Consider the following 25,958-nt stretch of genomic DNA (forward strand, 5'->3'; position numbering starts at 1 on the left):
GACAGCCCTATTTTATCTGCTAAAACCATATAACCATTCTCCCTACTACTTAAAAGACCATTATAACTTAATAACAATAAAAAATCCACACCTAGATAGATGTGGATCCCTTATATACTTTTTATTTTATAACAGTGGAGTGAGTACTCCTAAAACTATCGGTGCTAATACAGCAGTAAATATCCCATTAAAGATCATACCCACACTAGCGAATGCACCGTATTTATTGCTTACTTCCATAGCTTTCATCGTACCCATTGCATGCGAAGAAGTCCCCATTGCTATACCTTGAGACATAGGATTACTGATTCTGGTCAAATTCATTACTTTAAACCCTATCATACTACCAAATATCCCTGCTATCATAACAGCAGCAGCTGTTACCGAAGGGATACCTCCTACTGACTTAGATATCTCTAATGCTATTGGTGTACTAACTGATTTTGGTGCTAATGAAAGTATAATTTCCTGATCCGCACCAGTAAGTTTAGCTAGTAAGACCACAGATACAACACCTATCACACAGCCAACGAATTGGCTTATCAAAATCGGCACTAATTGCTTGCTAATCTTTTCCCACTGTACGTACAATGGAACAGCTAAAGCTACAATAGATGGCTTCAGAAAAAAATCTATATACTTACCTGCTTGTTCATAATTCTCATAAGGAATCTCTAGGAATGATAGGTATGCCATAAGCACTACCATAGACAAAATTATAGGATTAAATATTATCCATTTTTTCTTTGCTGTTAATGTTATACCCAAGGCATATAGTGCTAAAGTTAAAAACAACAAAAATGTGGGATTGGCTAAATAACTCATTTTTTCTTTCTTAATAATTGGTGAGTAAATCCAGTAACAAAAATAACAATAACAGTACTGGCTAAAGTGGCCACGACGATAGGCACAATAGATCTACTAAGAATATCAAAATAATTTAGCATTGCAACACAAGGTGGCACAAAGAAAATCCCCATGTTTTTAATTAAGAAATCACTAATTCCTCCTATCGATTCAACCTTTACCCACCTTATTTTAAGAAACACCCATAATGCTATTAAACCTATAATACTAGATGGTAATTTTAAACCTGTTAGATAAACTACTAACTCTCCCAAGGCAAGACACCCAACAATGACTGCCACCTGCTTAATTAAATTCATTTTATACAAATATTTACCACAAAATTACAAATTACATTCTCCACCAAGCCACATTTACAGATAAAAATAAAGAATTTAACAAAACATTGAAACACCAAAAAGCCAATATAGACAAGTCTTGACAGCAACTTTCTTGACATTAATTCACCATAAAGGAACTCTTTTAAACAACAATAAGTCATCTAAATAACTATACAATCACTTATTCATTTGGTAACTTTTAGTTAATGTACATTAGAAGATTATGAAGCATCTTTGTCATGTAAAAAAAAAGAACATTATGTAGTAAGATATAATTCATTAATTGGTTAGTTAGAACAAAAGGAGAAGCCTAATACTAGGTTTCTCCTTTTGCTTTACTCCTATTTGATTTTCTATTCTCAAATACTTTCCTAAAAACACTACAAATTGAACCAAATATTCAACCATTAAGTGATATTTTCTAGTCATTTTTCTTTTATTATTGTTTATCTTAGTACTTTTACGACAAAATTCACGATTATTATGTCAAAGACAGTTCTATCACTACAAGGAGTTGATATTTTCCAAAACAAACACAAAGTACTATCTAATATAAATCTAGAAGTACAGAAAGGAGAATTCCTATATATAATCGGTAAAACAGGAACAGGAAAAAGTAGTTTTATGAAAACACTTTATGCTGACCTTCCTCTTGAAGTTGGTGAAGGATCTATAGTAGATTACGATCTTAAAACATTAAAAGAAAGAGACATTCCATACTTAAGAAGATCTTTAGGTATCGTTTTCCAAGACTTTAAACTACTTCCAGACAGAACAATCTATGGTAACTTACACTTTGCTTTAAAAGCTACTGGTTGGAAAGAAAAAGAAGAAATGGACAGAAAGATTCACGAAGTACTAGACAACGTGAATATGTTAGCCCATATAGAAAAAATGCCTCACCAATTATCTGGTGGAGAACAACAACGAGTTGCTATAGCTAGAGCATTATTAAATGATCCAGACCTTATATTAGCGGACGAACCTACAGGTAACTTAGACCCACAGACGAGTGCTGAAGTAATGGAACTACTGCTAAATATCAATAAGAACGGAAGAACGATTATAATGGTAACACATGATTATGCATTACTATTAAAATTCCCAGCCAAAACTTTAAAATGTGATGATGGTACACTATTCGAAGTAGTACACAGAACCGCACAACATCAATAAAATACAAAAGCTATCCAAGAGGATAGCTTTTTTTATATCTGATTGTGATTCCTCTTACTTCATTAAAATAAGGTCGCTATATGATACTGCTACTAAATCCTCCTCTTTAAGCTTTAACAACTCAAAGAACTCATCGCATTGCTTTTTTAAATCAACCCCTTGCTCTACTCCTATATTACAAGCTTCAACCTCCACAAAAGTACCAAGTCCTTCAACGGTATCTAAATGAACACTAACATTCTTATATTTAAGCACTTTTCGCACTTTAGAAACTCTTACCTTAATACCAAATTGAAGCTCTAATATAGCTCCTAAAGCAGCATCTTTCTCATGTTTATAGTAGATAACATCAGATCCCTTTGCATCTATCCCGTCAGTTCTATTATAATAAATTAGAGAGCTAAAATCATCGTACTCTCTTAATTTCACGCGTCCAATAGGTACATTATAATACGTATCTACTTGTCTAAAAACACCTTCTAATATAGGATTCAAAACACTCAAACGTTCTTCAAGTACGCCTAAATCTTTTGCATAAGCTTTAAACTCCACATTCTTTAATTCCATAATTATCTTTACAGTTTATCTCCAAAAATAACCAGAAAAAACAACTATAAACTATTGGAAAATAAAAAAGCCCTACACACTGTAGGGCTTTAAATATATTAAGTAAGATAAATCAGATTTGACAAACGTTTATTATTTTACTTTATTAACGATAGCTGCGAAAGCTTCAGGGTGATTCATAGCTAAATCTGCAAGAACTTTACGGTTCAATTCGATATTGTTAGCTTTTAATTTACCCATGAATTGAGAATAGCTCATTCCGTGTAATCTTGCACCAGCGTTGATACGCATAATCCATAAAGCACGGAAGTTTCTTTTCTTTTGTTTTCTATCACGGTAAGCATATACCATTGCTTTCTCTACCGCGTTTTTAGCTACTGTCCAAACGTTTTTACGTCTTCCAAAGAATCCTTTGGCTTGCTTCAAAATTCTTTTTCTTCTTGCTCTTGAAGCTACTGAGTTTACTGATCTTGCCATTTCTTAAAAATGTGTTTTTGTAGTGGGCGGTTATATCTCAAACACTTCCAAAATTTAATTTGCACCACTCCAGGGTTATTAAATGATTTTAACCGAAATTAAGATTAGATTAATCTTAATTGATCTTTGATACTGTTAGTATCTGCTTTAGACACTAATCCAGAGTGTGTTAAAGCTAATTTACGCTTTTTAGATTTTTTAGTCAAAATGTGACTTTTGAAAGCGTGTTTTCTTTTGATTTTTCCAGAACCAGTCAACTTGAAACGTTTCTTAGCACTAGATTTAGTTTTCATTTTAGGCATTATTTCCTAGGTATTAATGATTATCTTACTTAACTATCTTAATATACTATTTTTTCTTTTTAGGAGCAATAAACATAGTCATACGTTTACCTTCCAAAACTGGCATAGTTTCTACTTTACCAAATTCTTCAAGATCTTGTGCTAATCTCAATAATAAGATTTGTCCTTGATCTTTATAAATAATCGAACGCCCTTTAAAGAAAACGAAAGCTTTTAGCTTTGATCCCTCTTTTAAGAACTTCATTGCATTTTTCTTTTTGAACTCATAATCGTGCTCATCAGTTTGAGGACCGAAACGAATCTCTTTTACAGTGATTTGAGTCGACTTCGCTTTAAGCATCTTCTCACGCTTCTTTTGTTCGTAAAGAAATTTATTATAATCCGTAATTTTACAAACAGGAGGTTCTGCGTTTGGTGAAATCTCTACCAAATCTAACTCTAACTCTTCAGCTAAACGCATAGCGTCAGCTAATTTAAATACACCTGCTTCGACGTTGTCTCCTACAAGACGAACTTCAGGAACGCGGATGGCATTATTAATTCTATGCGCATCTTTCTTTTCTTCGCGAGGATTTCTTCCTCTGTTTTGTCTTATTGCTATGGCTATAATATTTTTTGTGCTTGTATATCAAGCGTTATACGATTCTTATTCTCCAAATTGTTTAACAGAGCTATTTACCTCTGCATTAATTTGAGCGATAAACTCTTCTATCTTCATTGTTTGATTAGACTTACCGTCATCACCATGTCTTCTTACAGAAATTGTACCATTTTTCTCCTCTTCCTCACCTACGATTAACATATAAGGATATTTTTGTACCTCTGCTTCTCTAATCTTTTTACCTATAGTTTCATTACGGTTGTCAACCACCGCGCGAATTTCGCTATTTTCTAGCAAATCTAAAACTTTTTTAGCATATTTTTCATATTTCTCACTCAAAGACAGGATTATAGCCTGCTCTGGCATTAACCAAAGTGGGAAATTACCTCCAGTATGCTCTAAAAGAATCGCGATAAAACGCTCCATAGAACCAAATGGTGCTCTGTGAATCATCACTGGGCGGTGTAGTTCATTATCTGATCCTTTGTAACTTAGATCAAAACGCTCTGGTAAATTATAATCTACCTGAATCGTTCCTAACTGCCAGCTTCTACCTAAAGCATCCTTAACCATAAAGTCTAACTTAGGACCGTAGAAAGCAGCTTCTCCACTCTCGATCACATAATTTAATCCTTTATCCTTAGCTGCATTAATAATCGCTTGCTCTGCTTTCTCCCAATTATCTACACTTCCAATGTACTTATCAGGATTGCTTAAATCACGTACTGATACTTGAGCTGTAAAGTTCTCAAATCCTAAAGAACCGAAAACATACAACACTAGGTCAATTACTTTTTTAAACTCTTCATCTAATTGCTCTGGAGTACAGAAAATATGCGCATCATCTTGAGTAAATCCTCTTACACGAGTTAATCCGTGTAATTCTCCTGATTGCTCGTAACGATATACTGTTCCAAACTCAGCAAAACGCTTAGGTAAATCTTTATAAGACCAAGGTTTTGAATTGTAAATCTCACAGTGGTGAGGACAGTTCATTGGTTTTAACAAAAACTCTTCTCCATCAACTGGAGTATTGATTGGTTGGAAGCTATCAGCTCCATATTTTGCATAGTGACCAGAAGTAACATAAAGCTCTTTTTGTCCGATATGAGGAGTTACTACTTGCTCATAACCAGCTTTTTTCTGCGCTTTACGCAAGAATTGCTCTAATCTATCTCTTAAAGCAGCACCTTTTGGCAACCATAATGGTAATCCTTGTCCAACTTTTTGAGAGAATGTAAACAACTCTAACTCCTTACCTAATTTACGGTGATCGCGTTTTTTAGCTTCTTCTAATAAAGCTAAATGCTCAGTTAAGTCTTTTTGTTTAGGGAATGAAATACCATAAACACGTGTTAACTGTTTATTCTTCTCATCACCTCTCCAGTACGCACCAGCGATAGATAAGATTTTAAACGCTTTGATAATTCCAGTATTAGGAATATGACCTCCACGACATAAGTCAGTGAATGTATCGTGATCACAGAATGTAATAGTACCATCAGCCAAGTTCTCGATTAACTCAACTTTATAAGGGTTTTCTTCTTTTTTATAAAACTCTAAAGCTTCAGCTTTTGTAGCAGAACGCATTTTAAAATCATGCTTTCCACGAGCTATTTCTAAAACTTTGTCTTCAATCTTTTTAAAGTCAGCATCAGTTACTTTGTAATCCATGAAGTCTACATCATAGTAAAATCCACTTGCGATTGCTGGACCAATAGTTAATTTGATACCTGGGTATAAATCTTGTAAAGCCTGAGCCATTACGTGTGAAGTAGAGTGCCAAAAAGCTTTCTTTCCTTCCTCGTCATTCCAAGAATATAAAACTAAACTACCATCCGTGGTCATAGGTGTCGTGGTTTCGATGGTGGTACCATTGAAGCTTGCAGAAATAATATTTCTAGCTAAACCTTCGCTTATACTTTTTGCAACATCGAAAGGAGTAACACCTGAGGCGAACTCTTTCACTGAACCGTCTGGTAATGTAATTTTTATCATAATAATTTTAAAAAATAAAATGCAAATATACAGGTTTTACCATAGAATCGCAACATTTACCCCTTCTTAACTCATTTTTTTTAACACTATAATCTTTACAATACGCATAAATCTATTTTATTAATAAACAGCTATTTATCTTTAGATCTTTTTTTCACAAATCACAACTACATATACTACAAAGAGTAAAAACACACTACCCATACAAAAAAACACTTACCTCCTACTCTATCAAAATAGAAAAAAATTAGATATCCACTCAGGACTGAAGGTATACAGACTTTATTCACTGTGTATTGATAGAAACTAATAGTAAGTACTTGTCCTATGTCTTAATATACATTTTTTTTACCACATTACCTACTCAAAATAAAACACTTACAAAAAACACACTAAAAAACTTCACTTTTTTATTCTAAAAAGCTTGCAAACATCAGACTTTGCCGTATATTTGCACTCGCAATACAGAAGTAAAGCAGACTACTGGAGAAATGGCAGAGTGGTCGATTGCGGCAGTCTTGAAAACTGTTGACTGTAACAGGTCCGGGGGTTCGAATCCCTCTTTCTCCGCTGATTTATAAAAGATAACTTTTTAAAAGTCATCAAAACAACTTAAAACCTATGATTCTCAAAGAGTTATAGGTTTTTTCTTTTTTAGGGATATCCCATTTTTTTCAAAAGTGCACCCAAAAAATACACTTGATTCGGTGCACAGAAAAATATTTTAGTGATGCGCACCTTCAAACTTAGCGAACCCTTACGCCAAATGGCGCCAGAGAGTTTTAAACTGTGATTTTGGAACGTTTTAATTCGACATTTATTAATATTTAAAAACAGTTGAATTATGTTAGAAAAACAGTTATCAATTAATTTCTTTCTTAAACCCAATAGAGAGAAAAGTGATTTAAGAGGTGTTTATCTTAGAATCACAGTAGACGGTATTCGCAAAGAGACTTCTTTAAGTCATAAATGGGATATCAACAGATGGAATCAAAAAGCAGGTCGTGCCAATGGCACTAAAGAAGATGCTAAAACGCTAAACTATCTCTTAGATACAATCGTATCAAAGATTACTAAATACAAATTAGAGCTCTTAAGCAACGAAGAGCCTATTACTGCTTCTGTACTTATGGATTATATCCAAGGCAAAGGAGCTAGTAAGGCTAAAGTTTTAGAAGAGTTTCAAAAGCACAATGATGAAATACTTAAACTTGTACCTAAAGAGTACTCCATTGGAACGCATGAAAGGTACGTAACAGCAAGATCACACGTAGCTGAGTATATCCGTTATGTATATGGTAAAGAAGATATAGAGTTTAGAGAGCTCAACTATGAGTTTGTAATTGGCTATGAGCACTATTTAAAGACTGTTAGAGCGTGTTCTAATAACACAGCTATTAAGTATATCTCAAACTTCAAGAAGATTGTTCTAAGAGCGGTTGCTAAGGGAATTATTGCTTCTAATCCATTTGTACAATACAAACCTAAAAAGACTAAGCTCAATAAAAAACCATTAAGCAAACAAGAGCTATCTATTTTAGAAAACAAAGAGTTTATTAACGAGCGATTAGAAACTGTAAGAGATGTATTTGTTTTTCAGTGTTATACAGGTCTTGCTTATATCGATGTGTTTAAGCTTAAGAAAAGCGATATTACTAAAGATGAAGAGGGTAATTTGTGGATAAGAACCAACAGACAAAAGACAGATGCTAATATTACCATTCCCTTACTGCCAAAAGCTATACAGATAATGGAAAAATATAAAGATCATCCGGATTGTACTTATAAAGATATAGTACTTCCCGTTCGCTCTAATCAAAAGATGAATGAGTATTTAAAAGAGATTGCCTCACTGTGCGAAATAAGCGAATTAAATACACATAAGGCAAGAAGAACTTTTGGAAGTACTGTAACTCTTGGCAATGGCGTACCTATTCACGTAGTCAAAGAAATGTTAGGTCATCACTCTGTTAAACAAACAGAGGAATACGCTCTAACAGAAGAAGAGTCTATCAAAACTGAAATGCAGATATTAAAAGATAAGCTTGAAGGAAAAGCAAATAAACAAACTGATAATTACACAGATTTATTAGAGAGTTTAAAAAAGCTAGATCTTGATAAATTAACCCAACTAACTAATTTTATTAATCAGTTAAATGGATAATAAAAACTCCCTTAAATTCTCTACACTTTCTAACAATTCAACTGTTGTATTTACAAGCAAGGAATTTAAAGGAGTCAATTTTTAACCTATTTAATAAGTAGAAATTTTCTACTTACTAAATAGGTTTTCGATCTCTTTTCTGTTGTAGTAATACGAGCCTAGTATTTTGCGATACTGCAATTTACCACTGATTCGAAGAGTTTGTAGTGAAGCTGGCGAGATACTTAGTAGTTGCCTTGCTACTTTAGCTTTTACCCATTCGGGTGAACACTCTTTACTCTGTTTAGCTAATAGTTCTTTTAGCTCTCCAATGATTGTTTGAGCAAACAGTCTTAAATCTTCTTTTGTGATTTGATTTTCCATGATAATTATCTTTAAGGTTAAACATCTAAACTAAGATCAAAACAGATGTAACTTGATTTTTGGCAGTTTTAGAGTCTATTTGGCGATGAATTTCCTATTAAACAACTATAATATTCTCTTATTGGGATATCTTACCGATTATTTTATAACTTTACAATTCAATCTTTTTAAATCATTGGCTTTATCTTTGAGCCTTCTTAACTCAGCTATTAATTATGGAACATAAAATACATCAAGGAAGAAATGTAAAGCGTTTTAGAGAAATGCTTGGAATCAAGCAAGAGGTTCTTGCTTTTGATTTAGGAGATGATTGGAATCAAAAGAAGATATCTTTACTTGAACAGAAAGATGTTATTGATAATACTTTATTACAACAGATTTCTAAGGTGCTAAAAATACCTGTTGAAGCGATTGAGAACTTTGATGAAGAACAAGCTATTAATATAATATCAAGTACATTTCATGGTACACAAGGCTTGATAAATTATAGTCCAGTTTTTAATAACAACCCTATTGATAAACTAGTTCAACTTCATGAAGAAAAGATTGCCTTGTACGAGCGTATGCTTAAAGAGAAAGATGAAATGATGGTTCGTTTAGAGAAGTTGATTCAAACGAAGTAAATAGATTATTAATAAATATATGAAAGCTTAACCTATGGTTAGGCTTTTTTTTGTGACTTATAAAGACAAATAGAACCTCATTAAGCCAATACATAATATAGGAGGTTTTCAGGAATACTTTTCTGAAAATTTTTTAATTATGTTATATAAACAAACCGTTATTAATGAGCTTTGGGAATTACTTCAAAGGCTTATGAAAGATGAAAGGTTACAAGATTTTATTCTTGTAGGAGGAACAGCATTAAGCCTGCAAATAGGTCATAGAATTAGTATTGATATAGACCTGTTCTCGATCAAAGATTTTGATTATAAATCGATATCACAACATTTAAAACAAAAGCTTAATGCCAATGTAAAGGAAATGTTTAATAATACTATTTTAATGGATATCAATCGAGTTAAAGTAGATATTATTGCACATAAATACCCTTTACAAAAAGAAGTATTGCATATAGACAATGTAAGATTAGCTTCTTTAGAAGATATTGGGGCAATGAAACTTCATGCTATTTTTCAAAGCGGAACGCGTATCAAAGACTTTGTTGATATGTATTTTCTTTTAGAGCACAATCCTTTGCAAACCTATTTAGATGCTTATAAAAACAAGTATAATGGTAATACAGCATTAGCATCCTATGCATTAACTTTTTATGAGAATATCTATCGAGATTTTGAGGTTACCTTGATGCATGGAAAAGAAAGTAATTGGGGTACAATGAAAGAACGTTTAGAAAAAGCTGTTGCAAATCCCTCTTTTAAATTCGATTTAGAACCCGATAAAAAAATAAACCAACATGTTAGAAAAAGAGGAATACGCAGATAAACAGTTGCTTAATCTCCATAAAATCACTATATTCATATTATGAAAAAAGAACAAAAACTAACTGATATTTCAACTTTAGGAACTCAATTATTTTGGGACACTGACATTAATAAGCTTGATTATCAGAAAGCATATATTCCCATTATAGTACGTGTAATTGAACGTGGCGATCAGAGTGAAATAGATGAAATCGTTCGGCTGTATAGCAAAGAAAAAATACTTCTTACAATATGTAAGGAGATTAAGTTCTTACCTAATTACGCTATTGAAAGAGCTATTAGATTTTTTCCAGAACTTAGAAAAGAAGATATGCTTTGTTATCAAAACAGAAAAGATAAATCCTATCATTGGATATAAGAAAAAGCTAGAGTACAATATTTTATGTATTCTAGCTTTTTTGCTTTATATATTCTGGTAATTAATACTCCTTTATCTTTACCAATTTTGCGACCTTCGGGAGAAAAACGAGTGGTCTTTGATACTGGAAAATTTTCAATTTGTAAGGACAAAGACACATCTCGATAATTTAGACGTCATTTCTTTGTGGATAAGAACTTCGTTTATAAATTAACCAACAAGCATCTAGTAGCTTATATAAATAGATAGGAGGAATTTGGTAATGTACTTCAAAAATTCGCTCTTCTTTTAAAGCATCTTGTATATAATCAGCTGAAAAATAATCTAAATCTTCTAGGCTAACCATTGTAAAAATATTCTTGAAGGTCATATAGGGATTTAAGTACTCTTCTAATGTGAGAGAGCCTAAGTAGAAATCATTAAAATTATCTGTTTTAGGGACAGTTAATTTTCGTTTTTCAAATCCTTTAGGCTTTTTAAAAATAGTATAACATGCTCTAAACACAGAATGGAGTATGAAAAATCTATATACCATATCCCCAGCAGTTCCTTTATACCGTTTTTTTATTTCTAATACATAATATGAATACTCATTTAAAAATGTCTTATAGCTTTCTAAGCTGTAGGAAGAAAACATCTCTTTAATAATTTTATAAGGGCATTTGATGCCTCTTTTAGTCCACAAATGTGATTCTAAAGGGATTTTGATTGCTTTCATAATTCAATTTTTTTAAGGTTTATATAAAAGTACCTTCTTACATATTGGTAAGCTATTCTATATCAGGGATAAAATATGCGTTTAATCAGCTTGAGTATTATCTTGATAAGTATTTAGTTCTACAATGCAAGTCATTAAATCGATGAATATGCGTATCATCTCAAACCAAATAATAGTTTCTTTATAATTTTTAGATTCATAAAAATGAACTTTTTGTAGAAGATATACTATTCGCTTCACAAACTATAATATCCTTTAATTGAATAGATTACTATAATTCAGGGTAAGAACTTGCAGTTACTAACCTAAAATACTGTAATTATGAAATCAATCATTAACAACCTTGAAAGCTTGAAATTATCAAGCGAACTAAAACACGAACTTGAAGAATTAATCAAAAAAAAATTAGTGGGATTTATTTTTTATTCACAGAATAACTTGCTCAATCATCCTATTATTACTCTTTGTTTTTACGATATTGATGAACTAAATAATATTCGTAAAAGCAAATGGATTACTAAAGGGATTAATCACTACCAAGTAAATATTTATTGCTTATGTATCAAAGACTTTTATCAATCTGGTTCTTTTCAGAATATAATGTATTCAACATTAAATTTTCAAAAAGAAAATCTCACTTATGGTTCTTTACTTGATGCAGAACCTTTGTTTAGTTTGCATCAATCCAAACAGAAAGAAAATGATTTTGAAAAATATATTTCTAAATGGTTTGCTAAGCATTACAAAAGAAATACTAAGTTTTTAAAGTCCTTAAAAAAGGAGTTAAAAACTAATCTTATAAATGAACAATCTGCTATGCTTGGTATAAAACAAGTAATACAAGATACTAAAGAAAGAGTTCTACCTATACTATCAGGAAGTATTCAGTGTAGTAATGTTTCTTTTCTAAATTTTGTGTTTAGTCATTGTTATCCTGTTCAAGATGTTTTTGAAGAAGACTTTGACTTTTATGCAGAAGATATGGTTTCATTATTTAGAGAAGAACTAAAACCAAAGAAAATTACTGAATATACAGAATCCAAAAAACAACTAACAATAGGATATTTCCTTACCATAGCTCAGGATTTTTTAGAAGCGATGTACATAGAAATGCCACATCGAATACTAAGTAAGTATAGACACATAGTAAACAAACAAAAATTATTATCATTAGATAACCCAGAACAAATAACGGAAATACAAGAGGTGCTTGAAGAAAGAACAAGAAAGGCTTTAGAGAAATATAAAAAGGTGAAGTCATTTTATCTAATAAAAAGAAGAGCTAATGAACAGATACTCTTAAGTTCTGAGCCCCCAACTCCCTATAAACTACATCTACTATTAATAGCAAGTGTTGAGACGTTGCACATCAATGAAGAGGGAAATATAAGACAATACGTTTCTTTTCATACTGAAGATTTAGTTGATGTAACCATAATTTTAATAAAAAAATCAAATTGGCATTTACATATACCTGTATACCATTCTTTCTTTAGAACAAATCTAACAGAGGATAAACTGTGGATTGGAGCACCGCTAATAGCTGAGAATCCAGATTTAGAAACGTTCCCATTAAGTGAACTTAAACTAAAATTTTGGACAGAATGTAAAGCAATGGTTAAACCTATTGTAAAAAGGCTCAGTTACCAAATAGAGGGCTGTCAGAGCGATGCAGATGTGATTTTATATAAGTATACCTTACAGCAACTTGCAATGGCTATACTTTTTGCTAAAATGGATTATATACCACAAGTACATACTATAAGTTATCTATGGCGTTTAATTCAATGGTATGTCCCAGAATTAAATCTTGTTATTGACTGTGACAAGGAGATAAGAGAAATGCTATTTGATAATTATACAAGTCTTAGAAATTATCCTAATATCAAATTCCCAACTGTTAAATACACAGAAGAACAGTGGAGCAGAGTTTATTATTTCATTTGTAAGATTTATGAGTTTGCTAAAGAGTGCTATCTACAATATGAAAAAGGCATATCTGATTTTGAGTGTAATAAAGGATTAAACAATATAGAAGAGACTCATACACAAAATTAATTAATAAAAAGGGAATGACTCTATTTGGCTAGATATGTCTTACAATACTTTGAATTACATTGATTTACTTTGCTTTAGAAAGTATTAAAAGAGTAGTATATCACTACTCTTTTCTTTTACAGTAATATATGGTTTTGAAAAAAGCAAGCAGGACTTGGGCAGAGCCCTAGTCGCTTGCCTTTTCACTGACGTTGCAAAGGGTTAGAGTATACTTAAGGTATACTCTTGGGCTTTCAGCCCTTATAAAGATGTGATTTGGGTATACTTAAGGGTATACTCTTTTTTAAGATTAATAAACTAAAAAAAGATAAGTATGAAGCAATTAGACACAAGTAGCATTCGCTTTTCAAAACCAGTTAATGAAAAGCTTGAAAAGCTCGCTTTAGGATTTAAGCGAAGCAAGAAAGAGTTATTTACTCAGATGGTTGATTACTTCTATAGAAGTAAAAAAGATCCATCAGACTTTGGAGATGAAGTTTTAAAAAGGGAATTATCCTCTGGAATCAGTCGGATAATCTCTTTTATAAAACAACAAGAGAAAGACTTCTTATTGCCAAGCTATACTGATGTAGGACTTTTAAAAGTTGCTATGGCTCAAAGTAATGATAAGCTCACTAAGATTGATACTCACTTAACTAGAGAAAGTGAGGTAAATACTGCCCTATTAAAGAACACAAAAAGTATAATAGGTGGAATAAGAGTACTGATAAATCATCAAAGACAAAAAGATGAACTCAAAGAGCAGTTTAGCGAACTTCTAGAGTATTATATTCATTCACGTGAAGAAATGGGTTGGACAACAGCTAATGCAAAGAAAGAACAGCTCATAGAGCATGTAAGACAATCTTTAAATAATATGTAGCTATGTTTATAAATATTACTAATTCTGAAACTGGAAGCAATAAAGGCAGTTCTGCAGGACTTGTTGAATACTTAGAGAAAGAAAACAAACTAAAGACTGATAACACAGAGAAAGAACTTTGGTATACAAATGACAGATACGATGTGTCACATCAAGAAGTAAGAGTTAAACTTGATAACAACGTAGCTAAACTTTGTAAAACGGATGATAAGTTTTTCTTAGTAAACATAAGTCCAAGTGAGAAAGAAATTTTCTTTTTAAAAGAAAAGTATGGAAAGGAAATATTACAACAGAAATTAAAAGAATATGCTACTGCTGTTATGGATGCTTATGCACTTAATTTTAAAAAAGATAGTATTACAAGTAGTAAAGATCTTCTTTGGTTTGGAAAGCTAGAGTACTTTAGGTATTACTCTATCACGGATGAAAAAGTAAAAAATGGAGAGGTGAATATTGGTGATATTAAAGAAGGTGAACAAATGCACTTACAGATTATAGTTAGTCGAAAAGATATTACCAATAAGATAAAGCTAAGTCCTAAGAATAATTCAAGAGGTAAAAACACAGAACACTCTGCTAAATTTGGTCAGTTTGACAATCTTGCTTTTAAAGAAAATAGCGAAAAACTTTTTGATGATATGTTTGATTATCAAAGAGGACTTAAAGAGAAACTTGTGTATTCAATAACTATGGATAAAGGAAGTGTTGAAGAAAAAAAGGTATTGAACATCTTGGAGCAGATTGAAGATAAACTAAACGAATCGACTAAAGAAGAATACTTTAAGCTTATAGAAAATATTTCATTGGACTTCTCATTAGATTTAGAAAACATTATTGAAGTATTTGACTCTAAAGGTTCTGGATTACTTACAAGTTTATTAACTGCAGAAAATAACGAGTATAATGAGAATATAAAATTTTCTAAAAAGAAGAAATTGAGAAGAAATATAGGTTTAAACATTAATTAAAATGTGTAAAATAAATAAATTCCACAAAGAAGTTAATCTTTGAAAACTGTGTTTTTTCACAAAGTAAGATGTGTAACTATTTGAATTTTAATAAAATATAAAAGGTGTTTTAATCGTATAAAAAACAGAATAAAATAAGTTATCGAAAAGGTAACAACACGTTAAGTTGTTGTGAGGCACTCGAGATAATATTCAAGCTTTTAAAACGACTTGCCATTGCATATAATTAGAAGACTACTCAGAAGTCATTAATTTTGTAGACTCAAAATATTGAGGCGTTTACGGATTTCCGTAGTAGGGATTCATAAAATTGCTTTATGTTTGAAAAGAAAAACAGTATTGTTTAATTATTTTACTATATATAATAGGTTGGTACGTTAAATACTTAATTGGAAAAACTAATCATATTAGTAACAAATTAATTAAATAAAGATATAGGTGTGTTTTCACAAACTTAAACTTTATATTGTTTCGTAAAAAACTCTGTTATGTGCAATTTTATTAATAATCGTAACTAATATATTAATGGGCTATATTCAAAAATTAAGAATAAAATATTCGATTTGCAGATGAGTTTTCTTTTAAAGAGCTTTTTAAGTATGCTTTTAAAGCTGAAGTAAAAAGTAGTTCTAAGACTAATGCAAGGCGTTATGATTTGGTTTTTAACGCGCTAAGAGGTAAAAAAACACTTTTCCCTTTTGGAGGAATTAAGCCAATAGAGGAGGATTTTGATGAAGATGATTTGGAGGGGGGAATTGTACTGGAGGGAATGGCAAACCGCATTTTCAAATGGTGTACTGATGATTGGTATGATAAAGCAGATGGAAATGCTCTTGTAGGTCTTGCAATCCCCGAAAAGGTTAAGAAATTGACTGATTATCCAAAGTGATTTTTAATTAAATAATTATATAATGAGAAAGTATATTTTAATGTTATTAGTATGTTTTTCTTTTTTCAGTTGTAAAGAAAAAGAAGTTGATTTTTCAAAAATTCAAGAACGAAATGGAGTTTATTATGAAATTAATAGTGAAGTGGGGTTTAGTGGAATAGCTACGTCATATTATGGGAATGGACAATTAAAAGTGGTAGGGACTTTTAAAGATGGAAAAACACATGGCTTAAGTAAAGAATATTATGAGAATGGACAAGTACAAGGGGAATTCAATTTTAAAGATGGAAAAAAAGATGGTTTGCTTAAAGAATATTATGAGAGTGGACAAGTAAAATTGGAGGGAAATTATAAGAATGGAAAAGAAGATGGTTTGGCCAAATTTTATTATGAGAATGGACAAGTACAAGGGAAAATAAACTTCAAAGATGGAAAAGAAGATGGTTTAGCTAAATCTTATTATAAGAATGGACAAGTAGATGAGGAAATAAACTTCAAAGATGGGAAAAGAGATGGTTTGGTTAAAGAATATTATGAAAGCGGACAAGTTCAAGCTGAAACAAACTTTAAAAATGGAAAAAAAGATGGTTTGGTTAAAGAATATTATGAGAGTGGACAAGTAAAATTGGAGGGAAATTATAAGGATGGAGAAAAAGATGATTTATTTAAAGCTTATTATGAGAATGGACAATTACAATTGGAAATGAATTTCAGAGATGGAAAAGAAGATGGTTTGCTTAAAGAATATTATGAGGATGGACAAGTAAAATTGGAAATTATTTTAAAAGATGGGAAAATCATGTTCTAATTATTATGCATTGATTTAATTAATTTTGCACAGGAATCACCTGTTCAGTTTAGATCGGAATATCCACTTAATGGTGAATCAATGAGGAAGACAAACTTTTAGAGTTTAAAATAATAGACTTAAAATATTGAGTGGTTTACGGATTTCCGTAATAGGATTAACAAAAAGTTTTTTATGTTTGAAGAGGAAAATTAATTTTGCTTTACTATCTGTGATTAAAATAGTTTATTAAGTATATAGTTTACTGAAAACAAATTATATTAGTGGAGAATTAAACTAAATACATATATATGTATGTAATTTTGCGAAACTACACCGTGTTTTGCTTCGTAAAAAACAATGTTAGCAAAAATTATTAACTAAATCTGATGAAATAGAATTTTAAAAAAATCTTCAATATATTTAACTAAAAAATGAATTATGGCAATAACTAAAGGTGATACTACATTAAGGTCTGTTAGTGGAATAAGTGCAATAGAAGAACAAAGAATTTTAGATTTTTTACAAGGTGCAGTTTATTGTTGGTGTAAGAATAGAAAAGATGAATGGTTTTCTTTAAGAGAACTTATGGGTGGAGATAATTTTTATTGGGAAGAAACACCACTTATGCCATTATATGAGAAACATCGAATTGCAGGATCTAGTGATCCCGTAAAATCTGCTGGAAAAGACTGTGGATGGATGTTGAAAAAAGTTATAATTAATGATAGTAGAAATTTCGAAACTGATAAGTTTGAAATGACTAGAAAATATAAATGGATATAATAACTTCCGCTAACATCAGCTTGCTGGAAATGCGGTTTTTTTGTTTGGATTGAACACTATTGTTTTCTAATCCCCAAAAGCTGTCTATATTCGTATTTTTTGTAAGTTTACAAATAGTGGAACAGCTTTAATTTCGTTTGGGTCTGAATTGAACATTCACTCAATTAAAGTCCGCACTTCGCCAAGCTAATCGCAGTTAGGCGTAATTTAATAAAAACTATATGTCAAAGAAATATCATCTAGAAATCCCCAAAGAAAATATATCAAAAAAAGAAATAAATAAAACAGGCTTTGGAGAAACAATTCCACGATTTAGTTATTCTGAGCATGGAATTATTTTACGTACTAATAAAGAACAATTTAAAGAAAATGAATTTTTAAAGAAAGATTTAAGTGTTCTAAGTAATTTCTTTCTACAGTTAACAACGCTTGACAATATCAATATTAAATTACATGTTCCTAAAATTGAAAATTTAGGTTTTGAACTTGTATCATTAAATTACGATAATAAATCAATTGCTAATTTTAAAATCGACGATGAAAAGTTCCATGAATTCGAAGCAAAACTAGAAGAGTATATTTCTAGTCCTGAGAATAAGTACAAAACTTATTTCTCAGCAATTGAAAGTATTAGAGCAATACCTAATGAAACAAAAATTTCTAAAGAAATTAATATCAATTCAGAAGACAGATACGATATCCTTATCAATTTTTTTGATGGCATTAAGAATGATGAAATTAATTCTTTAGAAAGACTAATAAGAAATGAATTTGCCCAACACAATTTTGAGTATAATTTTTCAAATATAGCAAATCGAATAGTTACTATTAAAACTCAGTTAAATGGCTTAGAAATTAGTGCTATTTTAAATGAGTTTAATTCAATAAAAGAAATTACATTAAATCAAAATTATTTCATAACAAATTCTGTAAAAGGAGAATCTATCACGGCCGATATAACATTTGAAGATGTCTTATCAAGTTCAGCAATTTGTATTTTTGATTCTGGAATTACAAATCAAGGTAATATTATACCTAACTATGTGCGAAATCGTATAAATTCATATTTACCGTCTGGTTCAACTTCACCTCAATACACACATGGTACATTTGTCGCAAGTAGATGTATTTACGGTGATGATATTGAGTTTCAAATAACAACTAAAATTTTAAAACCATATTGCTATGTTATAGATGTACCTGTTTTTGGTATTGATAGCTCTGGTAACATAACTGGATTGAATGATTTTGAGTTAGCCATTGCAATAACAGAAGTAGTAGAATCACTTTATAATGATGTAAAAGTTTACAATTTATCACTTGGCAATCCAAAATCTTTAGAGGATAATGAACGGTCGCATTTAGGAAAAACTCTTGATTTTTTATCTAAGGAATTTGATGTTTTATTCGTAATATCTTCGGGTAATATAAATTCAAGCTTAGGAGATTACCCTGATAACCACTTTTCAAATCCTAATGCAAGAATTGGTTCACCTGCGGAATCATTATTAGGACTTACGGTTGGATCAATTGCAAAATATGACGATAATGGTTCACTGACTAAACGAAATTTAATTTCTCCTTTTTCAAAAATTGGCCCTGGTACAGATGGTGGCTTGAAACCAGAATTAGTTTCACATGGCGGAAATCTAATGTCTCCGTATACTTCTTTTCATCGTATTTCATCATGTGGGCTTTATCATGATGGCATGAGTTTATCTTATGATAATGGTACAAGTTTTTCATCACCAATAATTTCCAGATATGCACAAATGCTTTATGATTACTATCCATTTGCAAAAACAAACTTGGTTAAGGCTTTATTAATCCACTTCGCAGAAAGAAGAGAAATTTTTGAGAATTTTGATTTCGACTTTAAATTTACAGGATTTGGTGAACCCTTAATACAAAATGCTTTATTTGCAAATAACACAGCAACTTATCTTTATCAAGGTGAATTAGATATGGAAAATTATGATTATGTAAAATTTAATATTCCAAATTCATTTTCTGACTCCAATTCAGAAAGTAAATTAAAACTAAAAATTACAATTGTATATAATCCTGAAGTTAATTTAAATAACGATAGTGAATATTCTAAGACAAGACTTTCTGTAAAACTTGTAAAAAACACTACTTCTGGACTAAGAGAAATAAGTCTATCTAATTCAAATATATACACTAAGCAATGGAGCCCTATTTTACAATTTGAAAAATCTTTTACTAGAAACTTTGATGCAGGTGAATGGGAAGTAGCTCTTAGGCTATATACAAGAAGTATTAATGATTCTAATTTCAAACAAGATTATGCTATTATTATTGAAGTTATTGACGAAACAGGTAAAATAAATGTGTATGATGAAATAAAAAATGATGAGAATCTAAATTATAATTCATATGAAAATGAAGTAATAAATATAAACTACGCCTAACACTGGATTGATAAAATACACATTTTGGAAATCAATTAAAAAACTTTCTTTTTCCTCAAAATCAATTATTAAATAGTATATTTGATTCTGAATCAAATGATTCCAATCATAGTTTAAAACTTTCGTAATAAGGTGCTCACATCAATTTAAAAAAGTGAACATCCCTATTTATAAAGCATACGGAGTAAAAGAGGCTAACCCTCTTTCTCCGCGAAGAAAACCGATAACGAGAGTTATCGGTTTTTTTATTTCTAAAAAGTAACTGAAAGCTCGCTTTCAATGTTACTCTGGAAATAAAAAAACCGAAATACCAAATGCAATGAAGTATTGACTTTCTTTGTGTCAGTTAACTCCTTATGGAGATATTATTTTATCACTTTCCTTTTTTCTCTATATCCTCTAACAAACTGTAAATTTTTCGAAAGTCTGATTGATAACTATTTTCAATTTTACTTACTTTTTTTTCTTTCAGTTTCTTGTTTTCAAATATAAATTCTGTAGTAACTATAAAGTCTTTCAATTTCTCAGAGTAATATAATATCTCAGTGTTTTCAGAAACGCCTATACTTAAAGGGGTTCCATATTGTTCGATTATCTGTTCTTTGCTAACTCCCAATGTGATGAAGTTTAAAAATTTACTTTCATTTTTAATTGGAGTACTTATACTTGAACACGAAGCCATTAAAAAAGGGACAATCAAATAATATAATTTATTTAGTTTCATTATTTCTCGTTTAATATTCTATCTATTTTCATTCTTGTTCTTAGAACACATATAATAATATGTATCTAAACTACGTTATTAACATTAACTCTAATACTAGTCTTATTTGTACTATGCTATATATCCCAAAAATAACCTTTTAAAATCAGTATCAAAAAAGCCCTTATTTTTTTGTTTAAAAGTATACATCTGACATTTACTAGATCTTTTGTGTTTCATCCTAAAAACCGCCTTCCTATTTTACCATTCATCTCTATTTACTATCCCATCGTTGGGTTATTGGACTACTCGTGGAGAATAACGAGTGTTTATTAGACTAGAGACGCTATTTGTCCAACAATTGACCAAGTACTCATTAATCACTGTCCAACATAACAATTCGCTGGCATTGATATATAATACCCTAACTATACCTCTACTTAAACTCACTTACTTACATAAATAAACACCATTTCTCCACTCTCTCATCCAATATCTGACGTTTAGTAGACCTACTAGTCTCATACTAGTCCACTACCTGTCCTAAATACGGTCGAGTAGACTGTTTTTTAGCCTTCTGTCCCTTTGTTTTTTGAAAGAAGTAATATTTATTTTTTCCACAATACGACTTGCTTAAGATCGCTTTTAGGTATAAATAATGAACAAATGTGTTCAGTATTCAAACAGGGTTGTTCAGTCTGTCATAAAACCATTAAAACTATCTGTAACTTGCCATTAGCAAAACGAGATAAAACCTATTCAATTCTTTATCACATAACGCTCAGTAGCTTATAAAATAAGGATTAAATAAGTTTTTAGTTGGGGTGAATCCATAGTGTGTCCATTGTGCCTCCATTAAAAAAGGGGTTTTTAATAGACGCATTATACTCGTATTATACTTTCACCATTTTAGCACTCAGACTAATTCATTCTTAAAACTATTTTACAATCCAAAAAACAACAACAATTATGGCAAGAGTAGATTCACAAGGTCATTTTAGAGGAGCATTAGGCCCACTTAGTGCACGTCTGGTTAATGGTCAATACGTCGTACAAACTAAGGGCAAAAAACCTAAACAAACAGAAGAAACTAAGAAAGCAGCTTCAGATTTTGGTTATGCTTCTAAAAACTGTAAGATTATTCGATTAGCTATCTGTGAGATTATCTATAAAAATCACGACAAAGATTTCTTTAGGCGATTTACTACCTCAGCAAGGAAACTTCTCAAACAGAACACAGAATATTCTGCAGGTAAACGCACCTTCTTTAACATAAATATGCAAGGTTTAGTAGGTTTTGACTTCAATATGAATAGCCCTTATCGAGAATACTGTACCCTACCTATACAAATACAAACGATAGACAATAACAAAGTAAAGCTAAATATAGAATCGTTTACTCCCCATGATTATTTTAATTTGGCTAAAAGCACTGCTGAAATACAATTAAATTTTACGCTTATCAGTACACATCTCAAAGAATTCACATCTTTAGATACCAAACCTTTCTCCCTAAAATTTAGTGAGAACGCTATCGTCCCTACACAAGAATGGGAGGCTGAGATAGCGTTAAAAGATAGTTTTACAGTGATAATCGCTGAGATATGGCATACCCACACTACACTAGCAGATAAAAAGGTAGTCATTAATAATAACGAGTTTCACCCAAGTAGTATTATCTATGTGAATAACGGCATGGAATAAATATCTCCTCTTTAATAAACCGATAGTTATTGCTATCGATTTTTTTATTTATAAAATATAAGCACTACATTAGTACTATAACCAAAACACATTACACTCAAATTAAAACTCAATGAAAAGACTTTATGCCTTACTGCTAGTATTAGCCATAAGTACAGCCCACGCACAAGAAGCGACTGATACAGTCACAATCAACCGATTCTTATACAACACAAAGATCCTAAAAGACAAGTTGACTCCTAACAAAATGACTGAAGGAGTAGCTACTCTAGATATCTACAATACAGAGTCTAGATTTATGGATCTAAATGCGGTAAAAAGGACTGAGATAGAGGTAAAATTACAACAAGATAAGACCTTATCTGCTAGAGATAAAATGACGCAATTAATGGTGTTCAAGGTCGGTTTTACTTGGTCTATTTTTAGTACAGCAACAGATAATACTATGTATAATGAAGTAGCTAGGTATCGCTATGCTTATACAGAAGCAAAGAATAGTGTACAATGGGCTATTGATCAAGAAGTAACTTCATGGGAAGGATATAAAGTACAGCAAGCGAATGCCTTTATTGATGGTCGTATGTGGAATGTCTTATTTACTACTGATATTCCTGTACTTAGTGGTCCATATAAGTTCAATAACTTACCCGGTTTTGTGGTAAAGGCTTGGGATGATGAGATGCAATACATATTCGAATTTGCAAGTACTCAAAAAGTAAGCAGTACATGGGACAACCAAACGTACCAAAGCAAATACACAACAGTCTCTAAAGAACAAGCAAAAAAAGCATTGAGAACACATTATAATAAGAGTCCTTATGACTTGCTATTAGATATCAACCCAAAAAATGCAGAACACAGAGATCAATACCCTGCTGATATGATGAAAAAGCTTATCTTAACAGCTAATCCTATAGAAAGAGATTTCTAATCTAATACACAAGGCGTTAAATCTAATGATTTAATGCCTTTTACTTTATCCTTACTAACAACTTAGCAATCTCTGATGCATTGGGAATAGCCAACGAATGAAGTACTTTCTCTATCTTCTCATAGAACACAGACACTGTAATCTTGATGGATTCAAGCTGACTAACAAGTTCTGCTTCTGAGATTGTAAACTTAGATACTAGGTCTACAGGAGCTTCTCCAGTATGTTCTATATAATCAGAGAACATCACTCGTCCACTCTCTCGTCTATAATACACCCACGGATGACCTATCCACAGTTGTTGCCATATATTGTCTTCACTAGACGCTATTGTTTCCCATTCATTTAGACTGTCTAGATCTCCACAGCACATAGGTTCTAGATAACACACCTCTCCTTCACTGATAACAAGACCTCCTGACATCTTTACAATCTGGTCTTCATATTCATCTAATTCTATATCTTCTAACTCCTTCTGAAGAATAACGACTAAGTTCTCTGTAGTTAGCTCCTCTATATCTACAAAGAAAGATCCTTCTCTACTTGCTTTTAGATTGCCTAATCCGCTATCTGATATACTATTATGCCAATAGGTATTCCATTCCTTAGGTGAATCTATAGCATTACCTAAAGGTGATTTATACTCTTGGGTAGCATACGCAAAAGGTAATAGCTCTATAACACAAGTTAACTTCATTATCCTTTTATATTGATTTAAAACCTTAAAGATAATAGACTAAACTCAATATGCACTAGACAACCTCATCTAAGAGGTACAAGAACCTCTAATACACGATTTAACATTCGTCACCTCATCCTTAACCTAACTAAAAAAAATCTAATAAACTTTACTTATTTTTTATACATTCGCATTATTACTCACTAAGTAGTGATAAATATAAAAACGCTATTCTATAACTAATCTTATGTTGTAATATGAGTGACAACTGTGCGAATTGCAGTCAATTAGTAACCGAGAACTATTGTGCAAATTGTGGACAAAAACGCTATTCTCGTATAGATAAACAGTATCTATTAGAAGAGCTGTATGAAGTACTCATCTATGCTAATAAAGGCTTTATGTACTCTGTACTTAAGGTAGCGATGAATCCGGGTAAAACAGCTAGAGAGTTCCTAGATGGCAACAGACTAAAACACTATAAACCGATCTTATTAGCCTTCGTACTAAGTGGAATATCAGCTATTATCTCTTTTCAATTTATAGAGTTAGAAAAGGCTATGCGCTTAATCTATTCACAACAAGAAGTAAACAACAAACTCGCAAATGAGTTGGTGGCGTTTTCGGTAAGTTATAACTCCTTTTTGATGCTATTACTTATCCCATTCTTTGCGTTACTTACTAAAATTTGTTTTAACCGATGGGGACAAAACTACTATGAGCATATAGTCATGAATTCTTATATATTGTCTTTTATCACGATATTTAACATTGTGGTCTTCTCTCCTATCGCTTATTACTATAAGGATAGTCCTACTACTGTTATCAATATCTTTATGATATCCTTAGCTACAACACCTATTATACTTACATGGTTCTTTAAACAGTTCTATAAAGAACATTCTTTAAAGAGTATAATACTACGCTTATTACTATTCATAGCCCTTGGCATTGTACTATACATAGCACTAATTATTCTACTAATAGCCTTAGGGTTCTTTGTTGCAATGTTATTTGGCCCTGAATTACTTCAAAATATTAAACCCTAATCCTATACCCCTTATAGGTATTGGGTTAATACAGAATACCGATAATACCTTAATAACTAACCTCACCTTACTTATGCAAAAAAACAAAAAAACATCATTTATTTTTATTGTCTGTGCCTTAGTTATCGGCTCTGCTTTATACCGCCTTTTTGATCCTAGTACTTCTAAGTTCGAGAAGCCTGCTCTAGCAACGTTATATTCGATAGCCTTACTATTTAATATCGTATGTATCATCCGAAACTTCAGATATAACAAGAACTTGAAGGAATAAATATCAAGCAAAGCGAATAGCTTTGCTTTTTTATTAAACAAAGTTTGAAAATTATAGCCATTGTAGTAATACTTTTATAGTTTTACTTATTACAACCAACTCTTTATATTTGTTATATGCATAACACTAGACTACAATATTCTGACATTTTATTCTTATATCAGTACTTTCATCAAATAGATCTTTCATTAGATAGAGCAAGATGGACTACTTGGCCTGACTTACAACAATACTATAAACAAGAATCTATCTCTCCTCTTTTAATTCTTCAATATTTTCAACAAAAGTACCATATAACTCAAGATGAGATAGAATCAAATTATTCATATACTTCACAAAGAAAATTTAAAACAATTTGGTTACAAACAGCATTGTTCAAATACTATGTTTTAGAAAGAGAAGCTCTTATACATATATGCCACCTCCTTATAGATTTCGATAAGATTCTTGAATCTAAGAGTGAAAAATATATAATTGAATTTG

27 protein-coding genes and 1 tRNA gene are annotated in these 25,958 nt (G+C 31.2%); 17 read left to right on the forward strand and 11 right to left on the reverse strand.

Annotation, left to right across the window (positions count from 1 at the left end):
• Positions 1–126: 126 nt before the first annotated feature.
• Positions 127–825, reverse strand: coding sequence for an LrgB family protein (locus tag BMX53_RS07140; protein ID WP_038987130.1), 699 nt, complete (start codon positions 823–825; stop codon positions 127–129).
• Positions 822–1,166 (reverse strand): CidA/LrgA family protein, encoded by a 345-nt coding sequence (locus BMX53_RS07145; protein ID WP_074745373.1) that lies wholly within the window; start codon positions 1,164–1,166, stop codon positions 822–824. Before BMX53_RS07145 ends, BMX53_RS07140 begins: the two co-directional genes overlap by 4 nt.
• A 504-nt stretch (positions 1,167–1,670) precedes the next feature.
• Here BMX53_RS07145 and BMX53_RS07150 point away from each other — a divergent pair.
• Entirely contained in the window at positions 1,671–2,363 is a 693-nt protein-coding gene (locus BMX53_RS07150; RefSeq protein WP_038987128.1) for a cell division ATP-binding protein FtsE, read from the forward strand.
• Between the two features lie 54 nt (positions 2,364–2,417).
• Here BMX53_RS07150 and BMX53_RS07155 read toward each other — a convergent pair whose 3' ends face one another.
• The 5 genes from BMX53_RS07155 to thrS all read right to left on the reverse strand — a co-directional run bounded on the left by BMX53_RS07155 (position 2,418) and on the right by thrS (position 6,308).
• Positions 2,418–2,930 carry a class IV adenylate cyclase gene (locus tag BMX53_RS07155; protein ID WP_038987127.1) on the reverse strand — a complete coding sequence of 171 codons (513 nt, stop codon included), beginning with the start codon at positions 2,928–2,930 and terminating at the stop codon, positions 2,418–2,420.
• A 132-nt stretch (positions 2,931–3,062) separates the two neighbouring features.
• On the reverse strand, positions 3,063–3,407 hold the full coding sequence (rplT, locus tag BMX53_RS07160) for a 50S ribosomal protein L20 (protein WP_038987126.1): 345 nt from the start codon (positions 3,405–3,407) through the stop codon (positions 3,063–3,065).
• Between the two features lie 104 nt (positions 3,408–3,511).
• On the reverse strand, positions 3,512–3,709 hold the full coding sequence (gene rpmI, locus BMX53_RS07165; RefSeq protein WP_016361612.1) for a 50S ribosomal protein L35: 198 nt from the start codon (positions 3,707–3,709) through the stop codon (positions 3,512–3,514).
• A 46-nt stretch (positions 3,710–3,755) separates the two neighbouring features.
• On the reverse strand, positions 3,756–4,250 hold the full coding sequence (gene infC / locus BMX53_RS07170; RefSeq protein WP_240485531.1) for a translation initiation factor IF-3: 495 nt from the start codon (positions 4,248–4,250) through the stop codon (positions 3,756–3,758).
• A 105-nt stretch (positions 4,251–4,355) separates the two neighbouring features.
• Complete coding sequence (gene thrS, locus BMX53_RS07175; protein ID WP_038987125.1) at positions 4,356–6,308, reverse strand: threonine--tRNA ligase; 1,953 nt, start codon at positions 6,306–6,308, stop codon at positions 4,356–4,358.
• 485 nt (positions 6,309–6,793) lie between these two features.
• Between thrS and BMX53_RS07180 the strand changes: the two genes are divergently transcribed.
• Positions 6,794–6,878 (forward strand) — tRNA-Ser (locus BMX53_RS07180).
• A 274-nt stretch (positions 6,879–7,152) separates the two neighbouring features.
• The gene (locus BMX53_RS07185) at positions 7,153–8,472 is read left to right on the forward strand and encodes a site-specific integrase (RefSeq protein WP_074745377.1); all 1,320 of its coding nucleotides are present in this window, start codon (positions 7,153–7,155) and stop codon (positions 8,470–8,472) included.
• A gap of 108 nt (positions 8,473–8,580) precedes the next feature.
• Here BMX53_RS07185 and BMX53_RS07190 read toward each other — a convergent pair whose 3' ends face one another.
• A complete protein-coding gene (locus BMX53_RS07190) occupies positions 8,581–8,835 on the reverse strand; it encodes a MerR family transcriptional regulator (protein ID WP_074745379.1) in 255 nt (84 codons plus the stop codon).
• A 215-nt stretch (positions 8,836–9,050) separates the two neighbouring features.
• Here BMX53_RS07190 and BMX53_RS07195 point away from each other — a divergent pair, with 215 nt between their 5' ends.
• The 3 genes from BMX53_RS07195 to BMX53_RS07205 all read left to right on the forward strand — a co-directional run bounded on the left by BMX53_RS07195 (position 9,051) and on the right by BMX53_RS07205 (position 10,638).
• Positions 9,051–9,458, forward strand: a complete 408-nt coding sequence (locus tag BMX53_RS07195; protein ID WP_074745381.1) for a helix-turn-helix domain-containing protein — start codon at positions 9,051–9,053, stop codon at positions 9,456–9,458.
• A 139-nt stretch (positions 9,459–9,597) separates the two neighbouring features.
• Positions 9,598–10,281, forward strand: coding sequence for a nucleotidyl transferase AbiEii/AbiGii toxin family protein (locus BMX53_RS07200; RefSeq protein WP_074745383.1), 684 nt, complete (start codon positions 9,598–9,600; stop codon positions 10,279–10,281).
• A 39-nt stretch (positions 10,282–10,320) separates the two neighbouring features.
• Positions 10,321–10,638, forward strand: a complete 318-nt coding sequence (locus BMX53_RS07205) for a DUF6922 domain-containing protein (RefSeq protein ID WP_074745385.1) — start codon at positions 10,321–10,323, stop codon at positions 10,636–10,638.
• 169 nt (positions 10,639–10,807) lie between these two features.
• Here the strand turns inward: BMX53_RS07205 and BMX53_RS07210 are convergent, their stop codons facing one another.
• Positions 10,808–11,356, reverse strand: a complete 549-nt coding sequence (locus BMX53_RS07210; protein ID WP_074745387.1) for a hypothetical protein — start codon at positions 11,354–11,356, stop codon at positions 10,808–10,810.
• 321 nt (positions 11,357–11,677) lie between these two features.
• Here BMX53_RS07210 and BMX53_RS07215 point away from each other — a divergent pair, with 321 nt between their 5' ends.
• From BMX53_RS07215 to BMX53_RS07245, 7 genes are all read left to right on the forward strand, one after another.
• On the forward strand, positions 11,678–13,414 hold the full coding sequence (locus tag BMX53_RS07215; protein ID WP_244154481.1) for a hypothetical protein: 1,737 nt from the start codon (positions 11,678–11,680) through the stop codon (positions 13,412–13,414).
• A 313-nt stretch (positions 13,415–13,727) separates the two neighbouring features.
• On the forward strand, positions 13,728–14,276 hold the full coding sequence (locus BMX53_RS07220; protein WP_074745389.1) for a BfmA/BtgA family mobilization protein: 549 nt from the start codon (positions 13,728–13,730) through the stop codon (positions 14,274–14,276).
• Positions 14,277–14,278: 2 nt separating this feature from the next.
• Positions 14,279–15,244 carry a DUF5712 family protein gene (locus BMX53_RS07225; protein WP_074745391.1) on the forward strand — a complete coding sequence of 322 codons (966 nt, stop codon included), beginning with the start codon at positions 14,279–14,281 and terminating at the stop codon, positions 15,242–15,244.
• A 655-nt stretch (positions 15,245–15,899) separates the two neighbouring features.
• Positions 15,900–16,133, forward strand: coding sequence for a hypothetical protein (locus tag BMX53_RS07230; protein WP_074745393.1), 234 nt, complete (start codon positions 15,900–15,902; stop codon positions 16,131–16,133).
• A gap of 22 nt (positions 16,134–16,155) precedes the next feature.
• The gene (locus BMX53_RS07235) at positions 16,156–16,941 is read left to right on the forward strand and encodes a toxin-antitoxin system YwqK family antitoxin (RefSeq protein ID WP_074745395.1); all 786 of its coding nucleotides are present in this window, start codon (positions 16,156–16,158) and stop codon (positions 16,939–16,941) included.
• 420 nt (positions 16,942–17,361) lie between these two features.
• Positions 17,362–17,706, forward strand: a complete 345-nt coding sequence (locus BMX53_RS07240; RefSeq protein WP_074745397.1) for a hypothetical protein — start codon at positions 17,362–17,364, stop codon at positions 17,704–17,706.
• Positions 17,707–17,927: 221 nt separating this feature from the next.
• Positions 17,928–20,138, forward strand: coding sequence for a S8 family peptidase (locus BMX53_RS07245; RefSeq protein ID WP_074745399.1), 2,211 nt, complete (start codon positions 17,928–17,930; stop codon positions 20,136–20,138).
• A gap of 373 nt (positions 20,139–20,511) precedes the next feature.
• On the opposite strand, the gene BMX53_RS07250 is transcribed toward BMX53_RS07245, so the two are convergent.
• Positions 20,512–20,862: a hypothetical protein gene (locus BMX53_RS07250; RefSeq protein ID WP_143061408.1), complete on the reverse strand. Its 351-nt coding sequence runs from the start codon at positions 20,860–20,862 to the stop codon at positions 20,512–20,514.
• A 948-nt stretch (positions 20,863–21,810) separates the two neighbouring features.
• On the opposite strand from BMX53_RS07250, the gene BMX53_RS07255 reads away from it, so the two are divergent.
• Complete coding sequence (locus tag BMX53_RS07255; RefSeq protein ID WP_074745404.1) at positions 21,811–22,545, forward strand: hypothetical protein; 735 nt, start codon at positions 21,811–21,813, stop codon at positions 22,543–22,545.
• Positions 22,546–22,657: 112 nt separating this feature from the next.
• Complete coding sequence (locus tag BMX53_RS07260) at positions 22,658–23,476, forward strand: GLPGLI family protein (RefSeq protein ID WP_074745406.1); 819 nt, start codon at positions 22,658–22,660, stop codon at positions 23,474–23,476.
• A gap of 40 nt (positions 23,477–23,516) precedes the next feature.
• On the opposite strand, the gene BMX53_RS07265 is transcribed toward BMX53_RS07260, so the two are convergent.
• Positions 23,517–24,173: a hypothetical protein gene (locus BMX53_RS07265; RefSeq protein ID WP_083394392.1), complete on the reverse strand. Its 657-nt coding sequence runs from the start codon at positions 24,171–24,173 to the stop codon at positions 23,517–23,519.
• A 239-nt stretch (positions 24,174–24,412) separates the two neighbouring features.
• Here BMX53_RS07265 and BMX53_RS07270 point away from each other — a divergent pair, with 239 nt between their 5' ends.
• Positions 24,413–25,204 carry a DUF3667 domain-containing protein gene (locus tag BMX53_RS07270; RefSeq protein WP_074745408.1) on the forward strand — a complete coding sequence of 264 codons (792 nt, stop codon included), beginning with the start codon at positions 24,413–24,415 and terminating at the stop codon, positions 25,202–25,204.
• A 73-nt stretch (positions 25,205–25,277) separates the two neighbouring features.
• Positions 25,278–25,475: a hypothetical protein gene (locus BMX53_RS18965; protein ID WP_074745410.1), complete on the forward strand. Its 198-nt coding sequence runs from the start codon at positions 25,278–25,280 to the stop codon at positions 25,473–25,475.
• Positions 25,476–25,958: the final 483 nt, after the last annotated feature.

It is taken from the genome of Myroides marinus (genome assembly GCF_900109075.1).
Lineage (GTDB): Bacteria > Bacteroidota > Bacteroidia > Flavobacteriales > Flavobacteriaceae > Flavobacterium > Flavobacterium marinum_A.

Bases quoted from the DNA above. Each gene is read 5' to 3' on its own strand.
- BMX53_RS07140 (WP_038987130.1), bottom strand. From the start codon at position 825: ATGAGTTATTTAGCCAATCCCACATTTTTGTTGTTTTTAACTTTAGCA.
- BMX53_RS07145 (WP_074745373.1), bottom strand. From the start codon at position 1,166: ATGAATTTAATTAAGCAGGTGGCAGTCATTGTTGGGTGTCTTGCCTTG.
- BMX53_RS07150 (WP_038987128.1), top strand. From the start codon at position 1,671: ATGTCAAAGACAGTTCTATCACTACAAGGAGTTGATATTTTCCAAAAC.
- BMX53_RS07155 (WP_038987127.1), bottom strand. From the start codon at position 2,930: ATGGAATTAAAGAATGTGGAGTTTAAAGCTTATGCAAAAGATTTAGGC.
- rplT (WP_038987126.1), bottom strand. From the start codon at position 3,407: ATGGCAAGATCAGTAAACTCAGTAGCTTCAAGAGCAAGAAGAAAAAGA.
- rpmI (WP_016361612.1), bottom strand. From the start codon at position 3,709: ATGCCTAAAATGAAAACTAAATCTAGTGCTAAGAAACGTTTCAAGTTG.
- thrS (WP_038987125.1), bottom strand. From the start codon at position 6,308: ATGATAAAAATTACATTACCAGACGGTTCAGTGAAAGAGTTCGCCTCA.
- BMX53_RS07185 (WP_074745377.1), top strand. From the start codon at position 7,153: ATGTTAGAAAAACAGTTATCAATTAATTTCTTTCTTAAACCCAATAGA.
- BMX53_RS07190 (WP_074745379.1), bottom strand. From the start codon at position 8,835: ATGGAAAATCAAATCACAAAAGAAGATTTAAGACTGTTTGCTCAAACA.
- BMX53_RS07195 (WP_074745381.1), top strand. From the start codon at position 9,051: ATGGAACATAAAATACATCAAGGAAGAAATGTAAAGCGTTTTAGAGAA.
- BMX53_RS07200 (WP_074745383.1), top strand. From the start codon at position 9,598: ATGTTATATAAACAAACCGTTATTAATGAGCTTTGGGAATTACTTCAA.
- BMX53_RS07205 (WP_074745385.1), top strand. From the start codon at position 10,321: ATGAAAAAAGAACAAAAACTAACTGATATTTCAACTTTAGGAACTCAA.
- BMX53_RS07210 (WP_074745387.1), bottom strand. From the start codon at position 11,356: ATGAAAGCAATCAAAATCCCTTTAGAATCACATTTGTGGACTAAAAGA.
- BMX53_RS07215 (WP_244154481.1), top strand. From the start codon at position 11,678: ATGAAATCAATCATTAACAACCTTGAAAGCTTGAAATTATCAAGCGAA.
- BMX53_RS07220 (WP_074745389.1), top strand. From the start codon at position 13,728: ATGAAGCAATTAGACACAAGTAGCATTCGCTTTTCAAAACCAGTTAAT.
- BMX53_RS07225 (WP_074745391.1), top strand. From the start codon at position 14,279: ATGTTTATAAATATTACTAATTCTGAAACTGGAAGCAATAAAGGCAGT.
- BMX53_RS07235 (WP_074745395.1), top strand. From the start codon at position 16,156: ATGAGAAAGTATATTTTAATGTTATTAGTATGTTTTTCTTTTTTCAGT.
- BMX53_RS07240 (WP_074745397.1), top strand. From the start codon at position 17,362: ATGGCAATAACTAAAGGTGATACTACATTAAGGTCTGTTAGTGGAATA.
- BMX53_RS07245 (WP_074745399.1), top strand. From the start codon at position 17,928: ATGTCAAAGAAATATCATCTAGAAATCCCCAAAGAAAATATATCAAAA.
- BMX53_RS07250 (WP_143061408.1), bottom strand. From the start codon at position 20,862: ATGAAACTAAATAAATTATATTATTTGATTGTCCCTTTTTTAATGGCT.
- BMX53_RS07255 (WP_074745404.1), top strand. From the start codon at position 21,811: ATGGCAAGAGTAGATTCACAAGGTCATTTTAGAGGAGCATTAGGCCCA.
- BMX53_RS07260 (WP_074745406.1), top strand. From the start codon at position 22,658: ATGAAAAGACTTTATGCCTTACTGCTAGTATTAGCCATAAGTACAGCC.
- BMX53_RS07265 (WP_083394392.1), bottom strand. From the start codon at position 24,173: ATGAAGTTAACTTGTGTTATAGAGCTATTACCTTTTGCGTATGCTACC.
- BMX53_RS07270 (WP_074745408.1), top strand. From the start codon at position 24,413: ATGAGTGACAACTGTGCGAATTGCAGTCAATTAGTAACCGAGAACTAT.
- BMX53_RS18965 (WP_074745410.1), top strand. From the start codon at position 25,278: ATGCAAAAAAACAAAAAAACATCATTTATTTTTATTGTCTGTGCCTTA.